The organism is Vibrio sp. 070316B (assembly GCF_013114115.1).
GTDB classification, from domain to species: domain Bacteria; phylum Pseudomonadota; class Gammaproteobacteria; order Enterobacterales; family Vibrionaceae; genus Vibrio; species Vibrio chagasii_B.
Genome location: NZ_VTYC01000001.1, coordinates 25,747 through 49,245, shown reverse-complemented (window position 1 = coordinate 49,245; position 23,499 = coordinate 25,747). Strand labels below are relative to the sequence as shown.

The window sequence follows — 23,499 nt, the reverse complement described above, 5'->3', positions numbered from 1 at the left end:
GTCAATAATAAAAATGTTTGGAAAGAAAAAAGCCAAGCGTCCGGTCAACTCTGATATGGACAAACAAAGAAAATACGAAGCACTCGTACGTGCCTATCACCGTGACCTCTTTCGCTACGCCTATTGGTTATGCAAAGACAAAAGCATTGCCGAAGATTTAGTGCAAGAAACTTGCCTTCGCGCATGGAAATCACTCGATAGCCTACAAGATGAAAAAGCCGCAAAATCTTGGCTGATTACTATCTTACGCCGCGAGAATGCTCGACGTTTTGAACGCAAACAGTTTGATCTGGTTGATATCGACGATCATGGTAATGATGCTAGTGTCAGTGATGACCCGCACCATCAACACCAATGGTTGCAAGTCCAGATCATGAAACTTGAAATTGATTACCGTGAACCTCTCTTCTTACAAGTGATTGGTGGTTTTAGTGGTGACGAGATCGCGGACATTCTCGATCTCAACAAAAACACGGTGATGACACGTTTATTCAGAGCTCGAAATCAATTGAAAGAGATGCTGGATACAGAAGAAGCAGAGAGGGGGCAACATAATGGATGATTTAGAATTTCGTCGTCGTGTATTGTCGGAACCTAAACAGCGTACACAAGATATTGTTGATGCAACCGCAAATAGCGAAGCCAACAGTAACTTTTTAGATGACGTACTATCGCTTGATAAACAGATCCACTCTGCAATGAATGTAGACGTGCCAGACGATCTTGCCGATCGCATTCTGTTCAATCAAACCTCAAGCGAAGAGAGCAAAGTAGTACGCCCTACTTTTGCTAGACGTGCAATGGCAATGGCCGCTTCCGTAGCATTTGTTGCTGGTCTATTAGTTGGCCAAGTAAACTGGGGAAATGCATTAGTGTCTCCAGCGCAAGCAAGCTTGGTTGATACGGCGATGAAACATGTTATCGATGAAAAGAGCTTTGTGAGCACCATCGATGAACAAGTTACATCACAGCAAATCAATGCAAAAATGAACCCATTTGCTTTTCAGTTTGATGAAGCTTTCCCATACCACGTCTATTACCTGAACCATTGTGGTTTTGGGAAGTCTAACGCAGTGCACATGGTATTCCAGGGTGAAAAAGGCAAAGTTACGCTATTTCTAACTAGCATCCCGACAGACAAACCAGTCGACTTTGACGAAAAAGGGATGTCAGGTTCGGTAATGCCGATTGATAACAGCAGTTTGATACTCGTTGGTGAAAATGGCGAGGATGTTTCTAAAATCTCAGAAAAGCTGACGAAAATGATCAAACCGATGAGCTAATCAGCTCTCAAAGCCCCTCAATTAAAGGCCCAGCAATTATATTCTTGATATTGCTGGGCTTTATTTATAAATAAAACACCAATTCATCCATAGAACAAATAACTCTAGAGTTAAAACTCTAAAAAACAGCATTTAGCACCATTTTCGTGCCAGATAGGCGTCATTTCCATAATTTTCCACTCAAATTTTCCAATGGTCGGATTTGTATATCGTATACTTGCGAATAGGATCAGCCACCATTGAGCAATTGCTCAAATTAATCGCCCTGTAGAGGCGGATATATAAAGGAATAAATGAATGACTACCAACAACACGCGTCTGTTTAAAAAGTCTCTTTTAGCAGTAACAATTACACTGGCGTCTTCGCAAGCGATGGCAGCAGGTTTCCAACTTAACGCACAATCAGCAACCGGTATTGGCCGTGCTTTCGCTGGTGATGCAGTAATCGCAGATAACGCGTCAGTAATGGCACGTAACCCTGCTGCAATGGCACTATTTGACAAAACTGAGCTATCTCTTGGTTTTGAAACAATCACTTCAATGATTGAAGTAAAAGATGCTAGCTACAACACTCTTGGCGGCGCTATGCCGGTAGATAACGTTGATGATGTTGGTGATACTTCAGTGGCTCCAAACATCCACCTCATTGTTCCTGTTAACGAAAAATTTGCTTGGGGTGTGAACGCTTACTCTAACTTCGGTACTAAAACTGAATTCTCAGATGATTACCTAGCTAGCGAATATGGCGGTTTAACCGATGTAATGAGCATCAACTTCGGTCTTGCAGGCTCTTACCGTCTAAACGACCAATGGAGCTTTGGTGCAGGTCTTGACCTGATCTACGGTGAAGGCACAATGAAGCGTACTGCTGGTGTAGGCTTTGGCCCAGCCGCAGGACAAAAACTACTTGACGTAGATGGTGCAACTGGTTGGGCTGTTGGCTTCAACGTAGGTACAGTTTACGAGCTAGATGAAAACAACCGTTTTGGTTTATCTTACCGTTACAGCCCAGAATTCACTGCGGAAGATGACAATGGTCAAGAAATCACATTACCTCTACCAGATATGGCAGAGTTCTCTGGTTTCCACAAAATTGAAGACACTAAATTCGCTGTTCACTACTCTGTTCAATGGATTGGCTGGAGTGCATTCGACTCAATTGATTTCGAGAAGTTAGATCCTACTCAATCGACACTAGCTTACGCATTAAGCGGCGGCACAGGTGCATACCAGAAAGATTACAAATGGCAAGATGGTTGGCACTACGCTATTGGTGGTACATACTACCTGAACACTGATTGGACGCTTCGTGCTGGTTACATGTACGACACAAGTGCACAAGATTCACTAACTTCTATCTCTGTACCAGATTCAGATCGTCAATGGTTCTCTGCTGGTTTCACATACCACATTAATACCGACTCTAACGTAGACTTTGGTTTCACTTACCTACTAGGTGATGATACTAAAGTTGAAGAAAGCTTAGGCGCAACTTCTGTTAGCGCAACAACGCACGCTGATGCAATCCTACTAGGTCTACAATACAGCCGCAGCTTCTAATATAAGCTAGGTTATAATTCTCAAAGGGTCGCTTTATGCGACCCTTTTTTATTGTCTAAGCCACTGACTAACATCAATTTAAGCTTACAGCTGTAGCCTACACGGGCTATTTATAGCTACAAGTGTACGCTCAAATTCGATAACACACTCGAAACATTCAGACTATTAACCTAATAATCAGTCATATTTTGTCATTTAATCCCTAAAACACTGTTTTATTCGAATTTCATTTCTAAAGTAATGACTCTAAAAGTAGAATCACGCCACTAAATACTTATGATTCAGCGAACATAATAATGAAAATGAATAAGACTCTTCTATCTACTGCAGTGGCAGTTGGACTACTTTCAGCTTCTACTGTAACTCAAGCAGCAGGCTTTCAACTAGCAGAATACTCAGCAACAGGCCTAGGCCGCGCATACGCTGGCGAAGCAGCAATGGCTGACGGTGCAGACGCACAATGGCGTAACCCTGCAATGCTGACTTACCTAGAAGGTACTCAAGTTTCAGTTGGTGGTATCTATGTTGATCCAAACATCGACATCGACGGCACTTCTACAACACTTCGTGGTACAACGACTTCAAACTCTAGTGACTTCGCCCACAGTGCAGTAATTCCAAACTTTTATGTTTCTCATAAGTACAACGACAAATTCGCGTTGGGCTTTGCTGCCGGCACTAACTACGGCATGGAAACAGACCTAGGTAAAGACTTCGGTGGCGCAAACCACGGTAACGAAGCAAGCGTTACTACAATGGAGCTAAACCTAAACGCAGCGTACCAAGTACTTGAAAGCGTATCTATTGGTGGTGGCATTCGTTACATCATGGCTGAAGGTAGCTTTGGTGCGGTATCTACTGCAAACTCTCTAGTTCCTCTTCCTCAAGGTACAGCTTTAAAATACATGGAAGGCGATGACACAGCGTGGGGCTGGCAAGTTGGTACAGCGTGGCAAATCAATGAAAGTAACCGCCTAGGTTTCACCTATAAGTCAGAGGTAGACCTAACGCTAGAAGGTTACGCGAAAGGCTTCGGCTTTAACCAAGCAAACCCAACAGCCCACAAAAATGGCTCAATGGATCTTGCTCTTCCAGCAACAGCTGAACTTGCTAGCTTCCATCAATTAACAGATAAAGTAGCAGTTCATGCGAGCATTAACTGGACAAACTGGAGTAGCTTTAAGGAGCTTGTTGCTGATTTCCCAGGTGAAAATAGTGTAGAAATCAAGCAAGAAAACTGGGAAGACAACTACCGCTTTGCGATTGGTACTACATACCAAATGACACCTAAGTTGGCTCTACGTTCTGGTATTGCTTACGATACATCAGCAGTAAGCGAAGAACACCGCACAGCAACGATTCCAGAAACAGACCGTACTTGGTTAAGTATTGGTGCAGGTTACCAATGGTCTGAGCAACTAACACTAGACGCTGGCTTCACTTACATTCTAGCGAAAGACGCTAAAATGCATGAAACAGACCCAGGCTTCGGTGGTGCTGATATGTTTGGTGGCAGCTTCGAAGGTGAAGTGACTGGTAGCATCTGGCTAATTGGTGTACAAGCTAACTACCGCTTCTAATCTGATTGACTTAACCTAAAGTCATAAGCATTAAAAAGGCTCGATGTTGTTTTCAACATCGAGCCTTTCTTTTATCGGTTTCCTAAATCGCGTATCTAGTAATCTTCTAGATAACCATCGATGAAATCTTCTTCTTCAAGATCAACCTCTTCTGGTTCAATCTCAGCTTTAAAATCACGACGTTGGATATAGACATCACGTGTTAACGCGTATGGGTCTGGAGAATCGTCCAGCAGCGCTTCTTGCGAAACTAACTGAGCACGTGTTTCCATACCTTCGAAAGCCCATTTGCCTAAGCTCGCCCAAAAGTTTAAGAACGACAGAGGAACATACAGGCCATCAACGGTTTCAGTCACTTCACGTGTTGTTAAAGGACCATAACCTGGCACCATAAAGTACGGACCATTCCCTACTCCGTAATGACCGATCGCATCAGAGAACGACTTGTCATCGTATTTGGTGATTCCTGCTTCACTCGCAATATCGATTAAGCCTAACAGACCAAAAGTCGAGTTAATCCAAAACCGGTTAAAGTGGTCGAGCGCTTTCTCACCATTACCCATGATGAGGTTATTCACCATGCTTGATGGTTCGTCTAAGTTGGCTAAAAAGTTGGAGATACCAGAACGCACTGGCACAGGGGTGTAGTCAACATAAGCGAGAGAAACAGGGCGAACCAAATAAGGATCTAAATACTCGTAGTTGATATCCCACATCGCACGGTTGAAACCTTCAAAAGGATCATTCGGGTGGGATTCTTCGACGTATTCAGAGGTTTCGAGATTATCATTATTGCTATCATCTGGCGCGCTAGAACAGCCCACCGTTAAGCTTGCGATAAAGAGTAAACTCGAGAGTCTTAAAACACTGATAGACATATCACCTTTTCCATAAGGAATAATAAAAAAGGCCAGCAATCGCTGGCCTCAATTGTTTGCGTAAGTCTATACCGTTTGTTTATAAATCGGAATAGCTAACACCTATGCAAAATGATGATTAATATTGCTTATTGATATTAATGGTCACAGGTTCACCCAATTCAACCACTTCACTCTCACCGTACCAATCACCATCGCGAGTTGAAACGTTACCATCTGTATCAAGCCTAGCTCTAACCATCAGAGTTTCAAGACTAGACAACTGTTGACCTTGCATCATGCTATTACCGTCATCAAGTACAACAGTACGAGGGAAAGAACCCAATGGGTAGCGTGCCGCAGCAACTGGCATTGGTGAACCATCTGCTCGGTGTACCGAAACTACCAACACAGAATTGGGGTCAGCATTCACATCAGCAGCTAGATCAAGCGTTACTGCAACACTCTTGCCTTGATCAACACCCATCGCGTCACCCATTTTCTTCTGAGCACTTTCGATGCTGCGAGAAAGCATTTCATAACGGCTGTCTTGTGGGCCGATCATCTGTTGCATGATGCTCCAGTACTTAACCGCACTTGGGTAGTCTTGACGCTCAAATGCATCAAAAGCAAGTAGTGAGAACACACGAAGGTCTACGTAATCGTTTTGAACCAAACGGCTTAGAAGTAGACGAGCTTGGTTTTGCTCTGCCTCATCTGGCGATAACATCAGTGCTTGTGCAAAGCCAAGTTGAACATCTTCGTCCTTAGGCTCTAGCTTATAAGCACGTTCCATCGCATCAATCGCGGTTTGTGCATCACGATTAGCCAGAGCAATTCGACCTAGCAGCAGCCAACCCGTTGAATCTTTAGGTTGGTAGTGCAAGCGCGTACGCAGTGCTAACGTCAAATCTTCTAGTTCGTCGTCCGTTAACGTGCCGCCTTCTGAAGACATTAGCTTTTTAGACAACTCAGGAAGATTAGAGCTCACTTCTTGCCAATGTTGAACTTTGTCTAGCGCACCAAACTTGAAGTACATACCGTAAGTAACGGCCACAACAAGAATGATAGAGGGTACAACAACACCCACTGTTGAGATGTGAGTTTTCTTCATCTCTTGCTTAGCCGGAACGTCATCAAGTAGAGACTGTTTCAGATCAGCGATCAGCTCCTGTTGGTTATCAACAAGGCCTTCTTCAGCTTCTACTTCTAGCTCATCGAGACGGTCTTTATAGAATGCTTTATTCAGCTCATCACGAAGCACATCGTCATTGTTTGCCTTTTTATTAATGAAAGGCAAAACAATCAAAAAGATTGCTGCTAGCGAAAGGATAATGGTAGAAATCCAAAATAGAGTCATTACTGTTTATCTCCGTCGTTCTCTTCATCGAGTAACGCTTTTAAACGTGCTTCTTTATCTGCATCCCAGTCTTGATCTGACTCTGTTGCTGCTTTCGATTTTGACTTTCTGCTTCGTAAAATGATCAAACCAAATCCAAACACTACCACTGCAAATGGGCCGACCCAAAGGATCGACGTCGCAAGTGTTAATGGCGGATTGTAAGTAACGAAGTTACCGTAGCGAGCAATCATATAATCAATGATGTCTTGCTTCGACTTACCATCTTTGGTCATCTCATACACTTTTTGGCGCAGGTCGACCGCAAGTTCTGCGTTCGAATCACCAATCGTGTTGTTCTGACACTTAGGACAACGCAGCGTATTGCTCAGCTCTTTAAACTGTTGCTCTTGATCTACAGTATCAAATTCATGAAATTCGATTGGCGCGGCAGAAACCGTCGCTGATATTGCAAACGTAGCGAATAGAGTAATCAGTGCCTTCTTAATCATTTCGCTTCCTCCAACAGGTCGTTGTACATCGGCTCAAGCGTTGATGCCCAGTTCGTTGGATTTACATCGCCCACATGGCGATAGCGAACTACACCATTAGCGTCGATTAGGAAAGTTTCTGGAGCACCATACACACCAAGGTCTAGACCTAACATGCCGTTGCCATCAAAAAGACTGATTAGATACGGGTTACCTAGCTCTTTTAACCAACCAACCGCTTTGTTGCGATCATCTTTGTAGTTAAGACCAATAATCTTAACGCCCTTGTCAGCCAGCTTGTTCAAGTAGGAGTGCTCTGCATAACAAGTAGGACACCAAGTCGCCCACACGTTAAGAAGCAGCGGCTCACCTTTAAAGATCGCTTGGTCATGTAACTTGCCAGGTTGCTCTAAGTCTTCGAGATCAAACTCAGGTACTGGCTTACCGATCAATACCGATTCAAGTTTAGTCGGGTCATCGCCCGACTGGTTACGCACCAATTGCGTTGCAAAGATTCCCGCTAGAACCATGAACGCAATCAATGGAATGAATAAAATCTTTTTGTTCATTCGAGTTAAGCCTCCTGCTCTTGAGCCGACTTTTTGGTTGGCTTACGGAAACGGTAACGACGGTCACTGATAGCGATAGCGCCACCAAGAGACATGATCAAAGAACCGGCCCAGATCCAACGTACAAATGGTTTGTAGTAAATACGTACAGCCCAAGATTTGTTGTCGTCTAGACGCTCACCCATTGCGATGTAAAGGTCGCGCGTTACACCACGGTCAATCGCCGCTTCTGTCATCATAGACTTAGCCGTCGTGTAGAAGCGTTTTTCTGCGTGAAGCGTATTGATGTACTTGCCTTCTTTTGTGATTTCAAAATCAGCAATGTAACCATCGTAGTTTGGACCATCTTTGTCACGAACACCTGTGAATAGGAAGTCGTACTCTTCAAGCTGGTAGCTCTCGCCAGGTGCCAGACGAACATCACGTTCAATACTGTAGTTCTGTACCATTGCGATACCAATTACAGTTACGGCTAAACCGATGTGACCACACACCATCGCCCAGTGGCTATGAGGCAGCTTAGTTAGACCTTTCATGAAGCTATGACGGTGAGTCGCACGCTCATGCAGTTCAAAACCATGCATGAAGATGATCCAGAATGCCATTACCCAGCCTGCAAACGCAGTACCACTGAAGCGGTCAGCTAGCAGAGTCACCATTAGCGCACTCAAGCCTAACGAGAATACGCCTGAAATAATCATCGGCTTAACAAGCTTAGATAGGTTGTCACGCTTCCAACGAATAAGAGGACCGATACCCAACAGGAACGAGAACGGAATCATTAACCAGAAGAACAGCATATCGAAGAATGGCGCACCGATAGATACCGAGCCCAAACCTAACTGTTTGTGAACGAGTGGTAGTAGAGTACCAACTAACACCACCACCAGAGCAGCAATCAACAGGATGTTGTTACCTAGTAGTGCGTTTTCACGAGAGACTAGATCGAAGTTACCGCGAACACGTACTGACGCACCTTTCACTGCGAACAGCAATAGTGAACCACCGATAACAAAGACTAAGAAGCCTAGGATAAACATACCACGAGCCGGATCCGACGCGAACGCGTGAACCGATACCAAAATGCCCGAACGAACTAAAAAAGTGCCCAACAAGCTTAATGAGAACGCAGAGATAGCCAGCAATACTGTCCAAGCTTTAAATGTGCCACGCTTTTCGGTTACCGCTAGTGAGTGCATCAGTGCAGTACCAGCCAACCAAGGCATGAATGAAGCGTTTTCTACTGGATCCCAGAACCACCAGCCACCCCAGCCAAGTTCGTAGTATGCCCACCATGAACCTAGTGCGATACCTACCGTTAGGAATAGCCAAGCTGCAATTGTCCAAGGACGAGACCAACGAGCCCATGCCGTATCAAGACGACCACTCATTAGAGAAGCAATCGCGAAAGAGAATGCAACAGAGAAACCTACATAGCCCATGTAAAGCATCGGTGGGTGAATGATCAAACCCGGATCTTGCAGTAGTGGGTTCAGGTCACGGCCATCAACAGGGAAGAAAGGCAATGTACGTAAGAACGGGTTAGACGTCACGATAATGAACAGCAAGAAGCCGACAGTAATCAAACCCATGATAGCCAATACGCGAGCCACAGATTCTTGAGGCATACCACGACTGAATGTCGCTACTGCTACAGTCCACCCCGCTTGGATGAGAACCCAAAGCAGTAATGAACCTTCGTGCGCACCCCAAACCGCCGTAATTCGGTAGTACCAAGGTAGTTGGCTGTTTGAGTTACTTGCTACGTATTGAATCGTAAAGTCATTTGTGTAAAACGCGTAACACAAGATAAAGAACGAAATCGCTAAGAATCCGAACATACCCCACGACAACGGTCGTGCGCTGTTCATCAATAATGTGTTATTTCGAGCGGCTCCATACAATGGGAGCACGCTTAGCAGCAATGCAAGTCCCAAGGACAGGATCATCGCAAAATGGCCGATCTCGGCTATCATTGAGCATTTCCTTCTTTTTGTTCAGTCGTGTATTGCAAAGGCTCATGTGTTTTCTTCATTGCTTCCGCAACTTCAGAAGGCATGTACTCTTCATCGTGCTTTGCCAACACCTCAAACGCTTCGATTGTCGTCGCATCTTTAAGGACACCTTGAGCAACAATACCTTGGCCTTCACGGAAAAGATCAGGAAGGATACCATCGTATAAAATTGTTACTTTAGGACCTACATCTGCCAAATCAAAGCTTACTCGTAGTGATTCGTTGTCACGGCTTACAGAGCCTACGACAACCATGCCACCAATACGTAGGCGTTGGCCAACCTCAGGTTTTTTACCATCTTTACCGTTTACCAGCTCAGTTGGTGTGTAGAACAGATCCATGTTCTGGTTAAGTGCGTAAACCATTAATCCAACAGTTGCACTGATACCAAAAAAGATCGCTAAGACAATGCCCAGCCTCTTTTTGCGTCTTGGGTTCATAGAGTGTTCTCCATATTTTTTGCTGCATCGATACGAGCTTGGCGATCAACCTTAGCTTGTACTTCAGTTAGTAATTGCTTACCACGACGAACGCTTACCACCAGCAAGATGATCATCGAGAGAAATGTGATTCCAAATGCACTCCATACGTATGACGCGTAACCGCCCATGGCAAAGAAATCACTCAAAGATTCAAAATACATAAATACCTACCCTACTACGCTTTATCAGCCGCAAGCTTGCGAACCCATGGACGATGACTTTCTTTGCTGATGATTTCGTTGCGGAAACGAATCATGGTCAAAGCGCCAAAGAAGAAAGCGAAACCGAAGATGTTGAGAAGAAGCGGCCATAGCATGTCACTTGAAATCGAAGGTTTTGCGAACTTAGTGATCGTCGCGCCTTGATGAAGTGTGTTCCACCACTCTACCGAGAAGTGAATAATAGGGAGGTTAATCACGCCGACGATAGCCAAAATACCCGCCGCTTTTGCTGCTGTTTTTTGGTCATCAAACGCATGGTGAAGTGCAATTACACCTAGATATAAGAATAGAAGAATCAGCTCTGAGGTTAGGCGTGCATCCCAAACCCACCAAGCGCCCCACATTGGCTTACCCCAAACTGCGCCTGTTAGCAGAGCAATGAAGGTAAATACAGCACCAATCGGCGCCATCGCCAGTGCAGCCATATCAGAAAGCCTTACCTGCCATACCAAACCGATAAACGCGGCAATCGCCATCGACATGTATACGCCCATCGACCAAATGGCAGAAGGAACGTGAATGTAGATAATTCGGAAACTATCACCCTGTTGATAATCAGAAGGTGCGAACGCGAGGCCCCACACCGTACCAACGGATAGACACAATAGCGCTAGGATTGAGAACCACGGCAGAAGTTTACCAGCAAGCTGGTATGACGTTTCTGCTTTGGCATAGGGATGGAGCCATTTCCACATGTTGTAATCTCACTCTTACTTCATATTGCTTACAGCTACTAAAGCTATAATTATAATAATATATTTGTTCTGCTTTCTGTTTTGCTGACTCTATGAGTCTCATCGAACACTTTGGTTCACTTTAGCTATACGATACTGGTACCGTTATCAGTTCACACTCACGCGAAGTGCGGCACTGATCGCAAAAGGCGTTAGCGTCATCGCGCCCATCAACATGGCGCCGAGAATCGCTAGTTGACCATTGTAGGCAACGCCCAACGCCGCAGCGTCAATCGCTGACGTTGCGAAAATCAAAATAGGGATGTATAGCGGCAAAATTAACAGGCTCAGTAACACCCCGCCCTTCTGCAACCCAACCGTCAAAGCAACACCAATCGCCCCAATAAAGCTCAAGGCAGGCGTTCCGACAAGCAAAGTCATCACAACAGAGAGCCAAGTGTCAAAATCCAATGACAACAAAACAGCCAACAATGGGCTAATTAAAATTAATGGTAACCCGGTCAATAACCAGTGTGCTATGACCTTGGACAATACTACCAACTGCAACGGGATGGGCATCAGCATCATCTGTTCAAGGGCACCATCTTGAAAATCATCGCGAAATAGACGCTCAAGAGACAGTAACGCAGAAAGTAAAGCAGCAACCCAAACAATACCCGCCGCAATGCGTGCAAGTAGGTTTGGCTCAGGGCCGATACTTAATGGGAAAAGCGTGATAACAATGATGAAGAACCACAACGGGTTAAAGATATCCGCCTGACGTCGAAAAGCGATAAGTAGCTCACGTCGGATAATGGTGGTCATAGAAGAGATCATATTACTCACCCAACTTTATTTTTCTTAGTTTCGGGCTATCAGCAAACATATCTTGGTGCGTCGTGAGTAGCACAATACCACCGTTATCCGCATGCTGAGAAAAAAGCGATTCAAGAACTTTAACACCCTGCTTGTCAATCGCAGTCAGTGGCTCGTCGAGAATCCACAACATCTGCTTACTCAACCAAAGACGAGCTAAGGCAACACGGCGCTGCTGACCAGCAGAAAGCTGCCCAGCAGGCACATCTTCTCGACCTGCAAGCCCTACCTGAGCAAGCGCATGGTAAAGCTCTTCCTTATTGGTTCCGCCACAATGAATTGACTGATAGAAACTGAGGTTCTCATAGGCACTAAGCTCGCACTTTACACCCGTTTGGTGGCCAAGAAAAAGCAAATTTTGATGATACACATCTCGACTTGATTCGATAGATTCGCCATCCCAAGAGATAGTGCCTTCGTCACGATCACCTAAACCAGTGATGATCCTAAGGAGTGTCGTTTTTCCTGTACCGTTACGCCCTTCAACTTGAACCAACTCTCCTGGTTTCAATTGAAAAGATAACGATTCAAACAGAACCCTTTCGTCACGAATAGCAGTTAAATTTGAGACTTCTAGCATAGGTAAATTTAGTCGAGTAATGAGAGGGCTATAGTAGCACACCAACATGGTGACAAAACAGGACTAGGCGTTTTCAGTAGAACAAAGTCGGTAAGAAACTGTTACTACTGCATCACAATTTACACATTTTGACCAAAAATGAGATATTGCTGTAGTAACAAGCACTTATAAACATCGTTCTATAAACAGTTATACAGGCACAAAAAAAGAAGCCGAAGCTTCTTTTTAAAAGGTGTGCGACAAACATGCGTGTTTATCCACGAATAGCGCTCAATTTAACGACGTCGAGGTGGATCCCTGCGATCACGAGAGGCGGTGGGATGCTCATCAAACGAGGAAGGGTCGCTTCGTAATGAAGGAATTTTCTCTTTACCAGCAAGCTTGTTCTGCAGAGACATCATCAGCTCAGCTTCTGCTTTGGGTAATTCACATTCTTCAATTAACTCGTTAATCCCAGCGCCAAGCTGAACCATTTTCGTTGCACGCGTGTACAAACGTCCATCGGTATCCGCATGTTCCAGCTCAACAATACGTTCATTCAAATGTTTGATAAGATCTTGTTGTTCAGTCACTTTCTGGCCAAGGCCAACCACAACAGAGCGAACTTCTAACAATTGCTTGCTCGATTTTTGCAGCTCTTTATCCAAGTTACGAACCTGTAGGCGTGACTGATCCAGTTGCTTTTGAATCGCACTTTTTACTTTGCTTATCAAAATCAAGATGAATAACGTAAAAACCCCAACTCCAGCAATCAGTGCAGCAGGGCTTAAAGGAAGCGCTTCAAACATTATAGGTGAGCCATCTCATCCCATTCGTCTTCGCTTAGTAGTTTGTTTAGATCTACTAAGATAAGCAGCTTGCCATCGCGGTTGCTAACGCCCTGGATGAACTTCGCGCTTTCGTCAGTACCAACACTTGGTGTTGTATCGATTTCAGAAGAACGTAGGTAAACCACTTCAGCAACGCTATCAACCAGGATGCCAATAACTTGACGCTCAGATTCAATAACGATGATACGAGTGTTATCCGTGATTTCACCTTGCATCAAACCAAAGCGAGAACGAGTGTCGATAACAGTAACAACGTTACCACGTAGGTTAATAATACCTAGAACGTAGTCAGGAGCACCTGGTACCGGAGCAATCTCACTGTAACGCAGTACTTCACGAACTTGCATTACATTGATGCCGTAAGTTTCTTCTTCTAGCTGGAATGTTACCCATTGAAGTACTTCGTCATTCGTTTGATCTTTTCTTACTTCAACTTCACTCATTTGAGACATAGATAATCCTCTTGCCGTCGTTACCGACCACTATTATTAACTTGATGCTTTTGTTGTACCAATCTTGGTACTAGCTCAATGCTTTTACATCTAGCCCTGCATTTAGCATGGCGATTAATGCTTCGACATGGATCAAAGCACACATTTTTTCTTTTACCATACCAGCGAGCCATGGGCGTTTTCCTGCCATTTCTCGCCAACGTACTTTATCAGTATTAAGCAGCTCGGTGCCTTTAAGCTCTGTGCTCGCAAGCCCCCATAAGCTTTCTCCAAGCATTACTATATATTGATAGTTTTCTTTGTATTCGTCACTGGCTAACTTCTCGGCCATCACCCATTTTGCGGTGTCGACCACATCTAGCTGACTGTCTCGGTTGGTTTGTAACCCCAAATACCAAGATGGTTTGCCAATAATGTGATTGACCTCTTCAAGGCGGTGGATACCACCCAGTTCATCCAGTGGTACTGCAAAGGTCACACCATTGACATCAAAATACAAAACTTGGAAGTCTTCTGTTCGAGCCGTTCTTTCCCAAGAAGTAAACTGCCCTGCACCACCCGCTTGTGTTTCTGGCTCAATAGCGGACTCAATGTCAGGAACATCGGCTTCGATCTCAGAGACTGGTTGCTCAACCGTTGGAAGCTCAGCTTCTACTGTTGATTCTTCAATTGGCTGCAGTTCAACCAGAGGTTCTGCCGCCATCGATAAATCAGATTCAGGAAGGTTCCAATCTTGAATCTCTGGCTCTAGCGAGACTTGAACCGACTCAACCGCAGCATCAAACATTTGCATGTCTGCTTGCTGAGCGATTTTCTGCGTGTTCTGGTCCATCAGTTCGTCAAGATTCAGGTCCTCAACAACATTGGTTGCCTCTAATCGGCTCAGTAGCTTCTGAACGTCCTCTAGGTTAGGTACTTCAAACTCAGCTGCACGTATTTCGGCGTAGCTTGAGTAATGACTCGCTAATTGACGCTCTGGCTCTGGCTCTGGCTCTGGCTCTGGCTCTGGCTCTGGCTCTGGCTCTGGCTCTGGCTCTGGCTCTTCAGATTGTGACTCATCATCAGACTCGTCAACTAAAAATTCTTCAGTTTCAAAGCTTTCATCACCTAATAGCGCAGTAAAATAGTCATCCAGTGCTTGTTCACTTGATAGGCCTGGTCGCGCTATTGTTGAATCTTTATTCTCGCTCATTTATCGCCAACCTTTCGAGATAAATAAGCAGCTGTTTATAAGCAAATACACCACGGCTTCCCGATGCAAAGTGAGAGGCAGGCAAGCGCTTTAAGCTTGCGTCTCTAAACTTGGTATCAATTGGTACCGCTGAGGTCCAAACTTGGTTTGGGTAGTCCTCTTTCAGCTGCGTAAGTGTTTGCAGTGATGCCTTGGTTCGCTTGTCGTACATGGTAGGGACAATCGTCACCTTAAACGGTGTTTTGCGAGATTTCTGCATGATGGTTAGTGTACGAATCATACGCTCTAGCCCCTTCATCGCCAGAAACTCAGTCTGTACCGGAATCAAAATACGGTCACTCGCTGCCAATGCATTCACCATCATCACACCAAGAATTGGCGGACAGTCGATCAACACGTAGTCGTAATCTTCTTTCAACGCCGCCAAAGCACGCTTCAAGATCAACCCCATACCGCTTCGATTTCCCATCACACGGTCAAGTGTTGCTAATGACATGTGTGCTGGGATGATATCGATGCCTTCAACTTCGGTTTGCAACGTCAGCGGTCTTACCGCCTGCGCAGAAAACTCACGAAGCTGAAACAGATCGAACAAGCTCGACTCCACCGTATCTGAGTCGTAACCCAGATAGGTGGTCAGTGATGCATGTGGGTCAGTATCCACCAACAACACGCGGTGTCCTTTTAAAGCAAGCAGGCCTGCCATGGTCACTGTCGTGGTTGTTTTACCAACACCACCTTTTTGGTTTGCAACACTCCAAACAATCATCTCGATTTACCTAAGCTAACCCAACTTCAACCAAGATCCGTTCCGCGATGCGGTCCAGAGGTAGGTCTTCAGTAGAAATGCCAGCTTTTGCTACAGCTTGAGGCATACCATATACAACACAGCTATCTTCATCTTGTGCCCAGATTGTCGAGCCTGCGGTTTTCAACATGCGTGAACCTTCTCGACCATCGGCACCCATACCTGTCAGTATCATAGACAACACTTTGTCGCCGTAGATCTTCGCAGCAGAGCCGAAAGTGACATCCACACAAGGTTTGTAGTTCATGCGATCGCCGCCATCGATGATTCTTAGGCGAGCCGATCCAGCACGACCATCAACCATCATCTGCTTGCCGCCTGGAGCAAGATAAGCAACGCCAGGCTTCAACACGTCTCCGTCTTGAGCTTCGCGAACTTCGATCTTACACAAGGTATTCAAGCGGCTAGCAAAAGCCGCTGTGAAAGTCGCAGGCATATGTTGAACTAGCACAATAGGGTGCGGGTAGTTCGCAGGGATACGCGTTAAAATCTTCTGCAGCGCAACCGGACCACCAGTCGACGTACCAATTGCCGTTAGCTGATACTTCTTACCCGAAGCTCTGAATTTCGCAGCGGATGCGACCGCAGGTCTAGCGGCTGGAGTAGCATTAGAAACCGGTTGACGCAATGACGTGGATGTTGAAGTCGTTGCTGTCGCCCTCGGTGCAATTGGTGCACGGCGCATGAAAGCACGTTTAGCCGCAATCTGAATCACACGCTGTTGAAGTAACGCAACGGCATCATCGCGGTTACGTGCAATGTCTTCGAACTTCTTAGGTAGGAAGTCTAAAGCACCCGCATCTAGAGCATCTAATGTCGCTTTAGCACCGTCATGCGTTAGCGATGAAAACATCAAAATAGGCGTTGGAGACGCCGCCATAATTTCACGAACGGCTGTGATACCGTCCATGACAGGCATTTCGATGTCCATGGTAATCACGTCAGGTCTTAGCTGTTTCGCTTTCTCTACCGCTTCCTTACCATTTACCGCAACATCGATGACTTCTAGGCGAGCCTCTGAATTGATGATCTCGCTTACTCGACGACGAAAAAAGCTCGAATCATCAACGACTAATACTTTAATCGCCATATTTATCCTTAAATTAAATTCTTGACGCAGCTGCGTACTGCTTCAACAAGTCCGGCACATCTAAAATCAATGCAATGTGACCATCACTCGTAATTGTTGCGCCTGCCATGCCAGGCGTACCTTGCAACAATTTATCAAGCGGCTTAATCACCACTTCTTCTTGACCGATAAGCGTATCAACAACAAAACCAACACGTTGGCTGCCAAGTTGTACGATAACCACATGACCATGCCCTTTACGTAGCTCAACATCACCGGCTTTCGGTGCAAGCCAGTTTTGCAAGTAGAACAGTGGAATCGATTTATCGCGAACGATGATCGTCAACTGACCATCAACCACGTTGGTACGGCTTAGATCTAAGTGGAAGATCTCGTTAACCGAAGCCAAAGGCAGCGCAAATGGGTGACCAGAAACACCAACCATCAAGGTAGGTAGAATCGCTAGTGTCAGTGGAACCTTGATCGTAATCTTGGTGCCTTGTCCCATCTCAGAATCGATATCAATTGAGCCATTCAGTGTGTTGATCGCCGTTTTCACAACGTCCATACCTACACCACGACCAGAGATATCAGAGATCTGCTCTTTACTTGAGAAGCCTGGCGCGAAAATTAGGTTGAAACACTCTTTGTTTGATAAACGAGAAGCAGCATCTTCATCCATCAGACCACGTTTAACCGCAATAGCACGAAGCTTATCGGGGTCCATACCGCCACCGTCATCAACGATAGCCAGCTCAATGTGATCACCCTCTTGAGAGGCAGACAGAATCACTTTACCGGTTCTTGATTTACCCGCCATCACTCGGTCTTCAGGCATTTCAATACCGTGGTCAACTGAGTTTCTAACCAAGTGAATCAGTGGATCAGCAAGTGCTTCTACTAAGTTTTTGTCTAGATCCGTTTCTTCACCACGCATCTCAAGAACGATGTCTTTTTTCAGGCTACGTGCAAGGTCGCGGACAACTCGAGGGAAGCGACCAAATACTTTCTTGATCGGCTGCATACGAGTCTTCATTACCGCACCTTGTAGGTCTGCAGTAACAACATCTAAGTTAGAGACAGCTTTCGACATTTCTTCGTCGTTACTGTTCAAGCCAAGGCTAACGAGTCGGTTACGAACCAATACCAATTCGCCAACCATGTTCATAATGGTATCCAGCGTTGAGGTATCAACACGAACGGTTGCTTCCGCTTGCTGCTTCTTAGCCGGCGCTTTCACTTCCGCTTTTGCCGGTGCACTTGGTGCAGGTTCAGCTTTTACAGCAACTGGCGCTGCGGGTTGCGGCTTAGGCGCAGCTTGAGGTGCAACTGGCTTACTTTCAGCAGGCTTAGTCGCGGCATCGAGTTCTTCAACTGATGGACCATTGCCAGAGCCGTGTAACTGATCAAGTAGCTTCTCAAACTCTTCATCAGTCATCAGATCGTCGCCCTCAGACATCGCCGATACTGGTGCTGCAGCAGGTGGAGGCGGCGTTGAACCAGCACTTGTCGGGCTATTACCCGCACCATGCAGTTCGTCCAATAACTTTTCGAATTCGTCGTCAGTGATATCACCACTATCAACCACAGGTTGTGGTGCAGCTGGTGCTGGCGGCGGTGTTGGTGCCGCAGATGACGTTGGTGAGCCACCTTTACCATGAAGTTCATCGAGCAGACGTTCAAATTCATCTTCAGAGATATCGTCTACTGAAGAGGCGCTGATGCTCGGGCTTTCGACAACCGGTTCAGGTTCAACAGCGATAGGCTCAGGGATAACAGGTGCAGGCGCTTCTACTGGTGCAACTTCATCTGCTGACTCTGGTTTACAGAGGCGGTGAAGCTCATCCAATAATGCTTGATCTGCTGGCACTAAAGGTTCCTGATCTTGCACGGCTTGGAACTGTGTATTAACAGTGTCTAGAGCCTGCAGCATGGTATCCATCAAGCCTGATGTTACGCTGCGTTGGCCGTTGCGTAGAATGTCGAACACATTCTCGGCACCATGACAAGTATCCACCAGCTCAGTTAATGCTAGGAAACCAGCACCACCTTTTACTGTATGGAAACCACGGAAAATAGCATTTAATAGGTCTTTGTCGTCAGGGTTATTCTCAAGTTCTACCAGCTGCTCTGATAGAAGCTCAAGGATCTCTCCTGCTTCGACTAAAAAGTCCTGAAGAATATCTTCGTCTAAATCGTAGCTCATACGTTACCTTTAAAATCCAAGACTGGATAACAAATCGTCGACTTCATCCTGAGAAGCAACAGCGTCTTCGCGCTCTTCTGGATTCATGATTGGTCCTTCTGGAGCAATCGATGCTTTCTTCTCTGATGTTGGAGTTGGCTCAACCTGATTCGCACCAAATACGGTGAGAATCTCGACTAAGCGCCCTTCAACCTCATTAACCAAGGTAATAACTTTGCTAATAATTTGCCCAGTTAAATCTTGGAAATCCTGAGCCATCAAGATTTCAGTCAGTTGCCCACGTAGTTCGGTACTATCGCCCTCTACTTGGACAAGCAATCCATCAATGCGGTGACATAAAGCTTTAAATTGTGCCAGCTCAATGCGGCCATGCATCAGTTCATTCCATTGAGGCCTTACTTGAAGTAAACACTCGTGTAGGTTGTCTGCGATTGGCATACAGCGATCGACAGCGTCCATCGTTTTATTTGCCGCAACTTCCGTTTTATCAATGACATACTGAAGGCGATCCCTTGCATCAGGGATTTCATCATTTGCGATAACGCTAATGCGCTCGTCAAAGTTGAATTGTGTCAAAGAGTCATGGAGGTCGCGAGTCAGACTACCTATTTCTTGAAGCATTGGATTGTCTTGAAGACTAAAGTTGTCTTCATAAATGCTTCTAACAAGAGAATCAGCATCTTGCTGCTCATCGTTTTCAAGCAGCTCTACTAATTTTTTTGCTTGTTCTAATGAAATCATCCTGAGTTCGGCCTTACTCCGCATATTTGTGACGCTTCAACGTTTGAGAAAAACGGGAAACTAAAAAGTTAATGTCTCTCTAGAAGCGCCTAAAAACAGGTTATTTTTAATGCTTATAAGCGCTCAAAAATCTTATCTAGTTTTTCTTTAAGAGTTGCGGCAGTGAAAGGCTTCACAATGTAACCATTTACACCCGCTTGCGCTGCTTCGATGATCTGCTCACGCTTCGCTTCTGCTGTGATCATTAGCACTGGAAGGTGCTTCAGTTCAGCATCTGCACGAATGTGTTTTAGCAGGTCGATACCTTGCATGCCCGGCATGTTCCAGTCAGTTACCACGAAATCAAATTCGCCTTTTTTCAGCATAGGTAACGCGGTCAAGCCATCGTCTGCTTCTTGTGTGTTGTTGAAACCTAGGTCGCGAAGTAGGTTTTTAACAATTCGGCGCATCGTTGAAAAATCATCAACAATGAGAATTTTCATGTTTTTGTTCAAATTAGCCTCCACTGAATAAAAATCAGTGTTGTTAGTCGTTCTGTGTCCAAGCACTTAACTTAGTGCGTAAACGCTGCATAGATTGGCTCAATATTTGGCTGACACGAGATTCGCTGACACCTAATACTTCCCCAATCTCTTTTAAATTGAGTTCTTCGTCGTAATAAAGAGAAAGCACTAAGCCTTCCCTTTCCGGAAGCTGTTTTATCGAATCGATCAGAGCTTGGCGGAATGACTCATCAGCAACCCCTTGAAAAGGCGCGTTATCTTGAGAGTCTTCATTCGGAGATATTACATCATCTGAGACGCCTAAATCTTCGATCCCGACCAATCTTGAGCAATTAATATCAGTTAAAGCGCTATGATACTGCTCTAAACTGAGTCCCATGTGCTTTGCCACTTCGGCATCGCTTGGGTCGCGGTTGAGAGTACTCTCTAGTTCCGCAATTGCACTGCTGATTTCTCGATTGTTTTTATGAACCGATCTCGGCACCCAATCCCCACGGCGAATGTCATCCAACATTGCACCACGGATTCGAATACCGGCATACGTCTCAAAGCTTGCGCCTTTGGTACCATCATAGTTTTGCTGCGCTTCAATCAAGCCGATCATGCCCGCTTGAATCAAGTCATCAACCAATACATTAGGCGGTAATCGCCCCAACAAGTGATGAGCGATACGTTTAACCAACACAGAGTACTTCTCAAAAAAAGCCTGTTGGCTATTGTGATTAGCGTGTTGGTCGTAGGTAAGCGCTTTATTCACCAAATGGTTCCTCTACAAATTCAGTACGGTTCAGCAGCCTTTCAACAAAGAACTCCAAGTGTCCACTTGGTGTTTTTGGTATTGGCCAGGTCAATGCTTTATTTGCCAATGAGCTGATTGCCAACGCAGCTGGAGAGCGAGGAAACGCGTCGACTACGATTTTCTGTCTCTTGACTGATTGACGTACTTTATCATCTAAAGGAATACATGCTACGAGTTCGAGGCTCACATTCAAGAAGCGCTCTGTGACCAAAGTCAATTTTGCAAATAATTCTCGGCCTTCACGGTAGCTTCTGACCATATTTGCAACAACTTTAAATCGCTGAACTTGGTGTTCTCTACTCAGAAGCTTAATTAACGCATATGCATCAGTGATTGAAGTAGGTTCATCACAAACCACGACCACCACATCTTGCGCCGCTCTTGAGAAACTGATCACCATGTCCGAGATTCCAGCCGCGGTATCCACTAGCAAGATGTCCATCTCGTCTTCAAGGGTACCAAATGCGCGAATCAAACCAGCGTGTTGTGCGTGTGATAGCTCTGTCATGCTCTGCGTGCCCGATGTCGCAGGAATGATTTTAATTCCGTGCGGACCTTCAACAATCGCATCTTTGAGTTCACATTCACCCGCTAACACATGCCCAAGGTTTCGCTTAGAGCGAATTCCTAGCATGATATCAACGTTCGCAAGACCTAAGTCGGCATCAAGCACCATGACTTTTTTACCTTGGCGCGCCATACAAATAGCCATACCTAACGTCACATTAGATTTACCAACGCCGCCTTTACCACCGGTTACCGCAATAACTTTGGTGATTGAAGGCTTGGTTAAGCGACGGAGGCCGCTAGCTTGATCGTGTATCATATTTTCATTCATATTTATCCGCCGCCTAGAGCCCTTCAGAATCGCTGTTCCAGTAATGAGGTTCATTCTCTGTAGATTTCTCTAATAACTCATTTGCCTTAGCAATCATGTACTTTGGTTGAGCTATAACGATATCTTCAGGAACTCGTTGACCATTTGCTATGTAAGCAACTGGTAATGCATTTTGTATTACGACACTGATGAATTCACCAAGACTGAGAGATTCATCCAATTTAGTCATGATGCATCCCGACAACGGGATTCTTCTAAAGTGTTCAATTGTTTCTTGTAGTACTTTGCGTTGCGCTGTAGCCGGCAAAACAAGGTAGCTATTGATAACGGAACCACTCTCTTGCATCAATGTGTCTAACTGCTCAGATAGGCGAACATCTCGTTGTCCCATACCCGCAGTATCAACCAGAATCAGGCGACGATTACGTAACTGATATATTACATCGGCCAGTTCGCTAGAATCTTTAGCAACTCTTACAGGACAACCCATAATGCGACCATAAATCGATAACTGCTCATGTGCACCTATACGATATGTGTCCGTTGTCACTAGTGCTACGTTATCTGCGCCATATTCCATGGCAGCACGAGCCGCAAGCTTTGCAACCGTCGTCGTTTTACCCACGCCGGTTGGGCCAAGTAGAGCCACAATTCCGCCGCGTTTTAAAATATCTTTCTGTGTCACGGAGATCTGGTCAGCAACCAAGGCTAACAACGCCTTCCATGCACGAGCTGGTTTGGTATCTTCAGGAATGTAACAAGCCATCTGATCTGCAAGTTCTGCCGACACACCCATGCGTTCAAGACGTTTAATAAGCATGGCTCTCAGCGGTTCACGGCGCTCAACTTCTTGCCACATCAACCCAGAAACTTGATGCTCTAACAGACGACGAATTGAGGTCATCTCTTCACGCATCGTTTCCATTTCGGTATCAGAACCTTTGGATTGACCACTGTCGCGACCGCGATCGTAACGAGTCGGATCCAAACGAGGTGCAGGGCGTTCAACTCGGCGATCTTCAGCAATCAATTTAGAGAGGCCAGTTTCGCGAGCAAATGCTGAATCTAGGCTACCACTCGATGGCTGGTTATTTTGCGACAGGTGACTGTTGCTAGATTGACGATTGAGTAACGCTGACAGGGAGTCTTCGTTTTCAGCGCGGTGCTGCGGCTCATCGTCTGCGCCATGACTGTATTGCTTGAGCATGTTTGCAAAGCGCTTAGTCATCGAGCGTCCACCTTCAGAGTTTGACTGAAGGCTTACCTTGTCATCATCTAATTCGCGACGCCCTGCCGGAGCTGAGGGAGCGGCCATTTGCGTGTATTGGCTATGCGCAGGCTGCTGAGGTTTGTTGAGTCTTGGGCTCGCTGCTGACGGGCTAGATTCGCCATCAATAGCGGCAACAATTTCCACGCCACCTGCGACCTTTTTGTTAGACATGATCACTGCGTCCGAACCAAGTTCTTCTTTAACTTGGAGCAGAGCAGTCCGCATGTCTTTTGCAAAAAATCGTTTAATTTTCAATTCGATCGT

At 45.5% G+C, this 23,499-nt stretch carries 25 protein-coding genes; 4 read left to right on the top strand and 21 right to left on the bottom strand.

The features are described from left to right. The first annotated feature begins 13 nt into the window (after positions 1–13). The 4 genes from F0251_RS00245 (at position 14) to F0251_RS00230 (ending at position 4,423) form a co-directional block, all read left to right on the top strand. The gene (locus F0251_RS00245; protein ID WP_004739895.1) at positions 14–562 is read left to right on the top strand and encodes a sigma-70 family RNA polymerase sigma factor; all 549 of its coding nucleotides are present in this window, start codon (positions 14–16) and stop codon (positions 560–562) included. After that, complete coding sequence (locus F0251_RS00240) at positions 555–1,283, top strand: DUF3379 domain-containing protein (RefSeq protein ID WP_061033678.1); 729 nt, start codon at positions 555–557, stop codon at positions 1,281–1,283. Before F0251_RS00245 ends, F0251_RS00240 begins: the two co-directional genes overlap by 8 nt. Before the next feature lie 297 nt (positions 1,284–1,580). Further along, a complete protein-coding gene (locus F0251_RS00235; RefSeq protein ID WP_063523594.1) occupies positions 1,581–2,843 on the top strand; it encodes an outer membrane protein transport protein in 1,263 nt (420 codons plus the stop codon). Between the two features lie 296 nt (positions 2,844–3,139). Further along, positions 3,140–4,423 carry an outer membrane protein transport protein gene (locus tag F0251_RS00230; protein ID WP_171730079.1) on the top strand — a complete coding sequence of 428 codons (1,284 nt, stop codon included), beginning with the start codon at positions 3,140–3,142 and terminating at the stop codon, positions 4,421–4,423. 95 nt (positions 4,424–4,518) lie between these two features. On the opposite strand, the gene F0251_RS00225 is transcribed toward F0251_RS00230, so the two are convergent. The 21 genes from F0251_RS00225 to flhF form a co-directional block, all read right to left on the bottom strand. Beyond that, positions 4,519–5,301, bottom strand: a complete 783-nt coding sequence (locus F0251_RS00225; RefSeq protein WP_105059174.1) for a VacJ family lipoprotein — start codon at positions 5,299–5,301, stop codon at positions 4,519–4,521. Between the two features lie 118 nt (positions 5,302–5,419). Next, the gene (gene ccmI / locus F0251_RS00220; protein WP_105059173.1) at positions 5,420–6,640 is read right to left on the bottom strand and encodes a c-type cytochrome biogenesis protein CcmI; all 1,221 of its coding nucleotides are present in this window, start codon (positions 6,638–6,640) and stop codon (positions 5,420–5,422) included. Beyond that, positions 6,640–7,131, bottom strand: a complete 492-nt coding sequence (locus F0251_RS00215; protein ID WP_105059172.1) for a cytochrome c-type biogenesis protein — start codon at positions 7,129–7,131, stop codon at positions 6,640–6,642. Before F0251_RS00215 ends, ccmI begins: the two co-directional genes overlap by 1 nt. After that, positions 7,128–7,679, bottom strand: a complete 552-nt coding sequence (locus tag F0251_RS00210) for a DsbE family thiol:disulfide interchange protein (RefSeq protein ID WP_008218327.1) — start codon at positions 7,677–7,679, stop codon at positions 7,128–7,130. The genes F0251_RS00215 and F0251_RS00210 overlap by 4 nt, the downstream gene beginning before the upstream one ends. A gap of 5 nt (positions 7,680–7,684) precedes the next feature. After that, entirely contained in the window at positions 7,685–9,655 is a 1,971-nt protein-coding gene (locus F0251_RS00205; protein ID WP_171730078.1) for a heme lyase CcmF/NrfE family subunit, read from the bottom strand. Then, a complete protein-coding gene (ccmE, locus tag F0251_RS00200; protein ID WP_008218324.1) occupies positions 9,652–10,134 on the bottom strand; it encodes a cytochrome c maturation protein CcmE in 483 nt (160 codons plus the stop codon). The genes F0251_RS00205 and ccmE overlap by 4 nt, the downstream gene beginning before the upstream one ends. Then, on the bottom strand, positions 10,131–10,337 hold the full coding sequence (ccmD, locus tag F0251_RS00195; protein ID WP_008218322.1) for a heme exporter protein CcmD: 207 nt from the start codon (positions 10,335–10,337) through the stop codon (positions 10,131–10,133). The genes ccmE and ccmD overlap by 4 nt, the downstream gene beginning before the upstream one ends. 14 nt (positions 10,338–10,351) lie before the next feature. Next, a complete protein-coding gene (locus tag F0251_RS00190) occupies positions 10,352–11,092 on the bottom strand; it encodes a heme ABC transporter permease (protein WP_004739880.1) in 741 nt (246 codons plus the stop codon). Positions 11,093–11,239: 147 nt separating this feature from the next. Next, positions 11,240–11,908 carry a heme exporter protein CcmB gene (gene ccmB, locus F0251_RS00185; RefSeq protein WP_004739878.1) on the bottom strand — a complete coding sequence of 223 codons (669 nt, stop codon included), beginning with the start codon at positions 11,906–11,908 and terminating at the stop codon, positions 11,240–11,242. A 1-nt stretch (position 11,909) separates the two neighbouring features. Continuing rightward, the gene (gene ccmA / locus F0251_RS00180) at positions 11,910–12,527 is read right to left on the bottom strand and encodes a cytochrome c biogenesis heme-transporting ATPase CcmA (protein ID WP_171730077.1); all 618 of its coding nucleotides are present in this window, start codon (positions 12,525–12,527) and stop codon (positions 11,910–11,912) included. 275 nt (positions 12,528–12,802) lie between these two features. Next, entirely contained in the window at positions 12,803–13,315 is a 513-nt protein-coding gene (locus F0251_RS00175) for a DUF2802 domain-containing protein (RefSeq protein WP_008218316.1), read from the bottom strand. Next, the gene (locus F0251_RS00170) at positions 13,315–13,809 is read right to left on the bottom strand and encodes a chemotaxis protein CheW (protein ID WP_004739873.1); all 495 of its coding nucleotides are present in this window, start codon (positions 13,807–13,809) and stop codon (positions 13,315–13,317) included. The genes F0251_RS00175 and F0251_RS00170 overlap by 1 nt, the downstream gene beginning before the upstream one ends. A 70-nt stretch (positions 13,810–13,879) precedes the next feature. Beyond that, positions 13,880–15,001, bottom strand: a complete 1,122-nt coding sequence (locus F0251_RS00165) for a chemotaxis protein CheW (protein WP_171730076.1) — start codon at positions 14,999–15,001, stop codon at positions 13,880–13,882. Beyond that, positions 14,988–15,770 carry a ParA family protein gene (locus F0251_RS00160; protein WP_008218313.1) on the bottom strand — a complete coding sequence of 261 codons (783 nt, stop codon included), beginning with the start codon at positions 15,768–15,770 and terminating at the stop codon, positions 14,988–14,990. The genes F0251_RS00165 and F0251_RS00160 overlap by 14 nt, the downstream gene beginning before the upstream one ends. A gap of 10 nt (positions 15,771–15,780) precedes the next feature. Next, positions 15,781–16,899, bottom strand: a complete 1,119-nt coding sequence (locus F0251_RS00155; RefSeq protein WP_171730075.1) for a chemotaxis response regulator protein-glutamate methylesterase — start codon at positions 16,897–16,899, stop codon at positions 15,781–15,783. 13 nt (positions 16,900–16,912) lie between these two features. Next, complete coding sequence (locus F0251_RS00150) at positions 16,913–19,084, bottom strand: chemotaxis protein CheA (RefSeq protein WP_171730074.1); 2,172 nt, start codon at positions 19,082–19,084, stop codon at positions 16,913–16,915. A gap of 9 nt (positions 19,085–19,093) precedes the next feature. Beyond that, on the bottom strand, positions 19,094–19,825 hold the full coding sequence (locus tag F0251_RS00145) for a protein phosphatase CheZ (RefSeq protein ID WP_008218308.1): 732 nt from the start codon (positions 19,823–19,825) through the stop codon (positions 19,094–19,096). A gap of 113 nt (positions 19,826–19,938) precedes the next feature. Continuing rightward, positions 19,939–20,307 carry a chemotaxis response regulator CheY gene (gene cheY / locus F0251_RS00140; protein WP_008218307.1) on the bottom strand — a complete coding sequence of 123 codons (369 nt, stop codon included), beginning with the start codon at positions 20,305–20,307 and terminating at the stop codon, positions 19,939–19,941. 43 nt (positions 20,308–20,350) lie between these two features. Then, positions 20,351–21,085: an RNA polymerase sigma factor FliA gene (locus tag F0251_RS00135; RefSeq protein ID WP_004739861.1), complete on the bottom strand. Its 735-nt coding sequence runs from the start codon at positions 21,083–21,085 to the stop codon at positions 20,351–20,353. Next, complete coding sequence (locus tag F0251_RS00130; protein ID WP_008218303.1) at positions 21,078–21,965, bottom strand: MinD/ParA family protein; 888 nt, start codon at positions 21,963–21,965, stop codon at positions 21,078–21,080. Before F0251_RS00130 ends, F0251_RS00135 begins: the two co-directional genes overlap by 8 nt. A 13-nt stretch (positions 21,966–21,978) precedes the next feature. Next, on the bottom strand, positions 21,979–23,490 hold the full coding sequence (gene flhF / locus F0251_RS00125; protein ID WP_105059167.1) for a flagellar biosynthesis protein FlhF: 1,512 nt from the start codon (positions 23,488–23,490) through the stop codon (positions 21,979–21,981). Between the last annotated feature and the right edge of the window lie 9 nt (positions 23,491–23,499).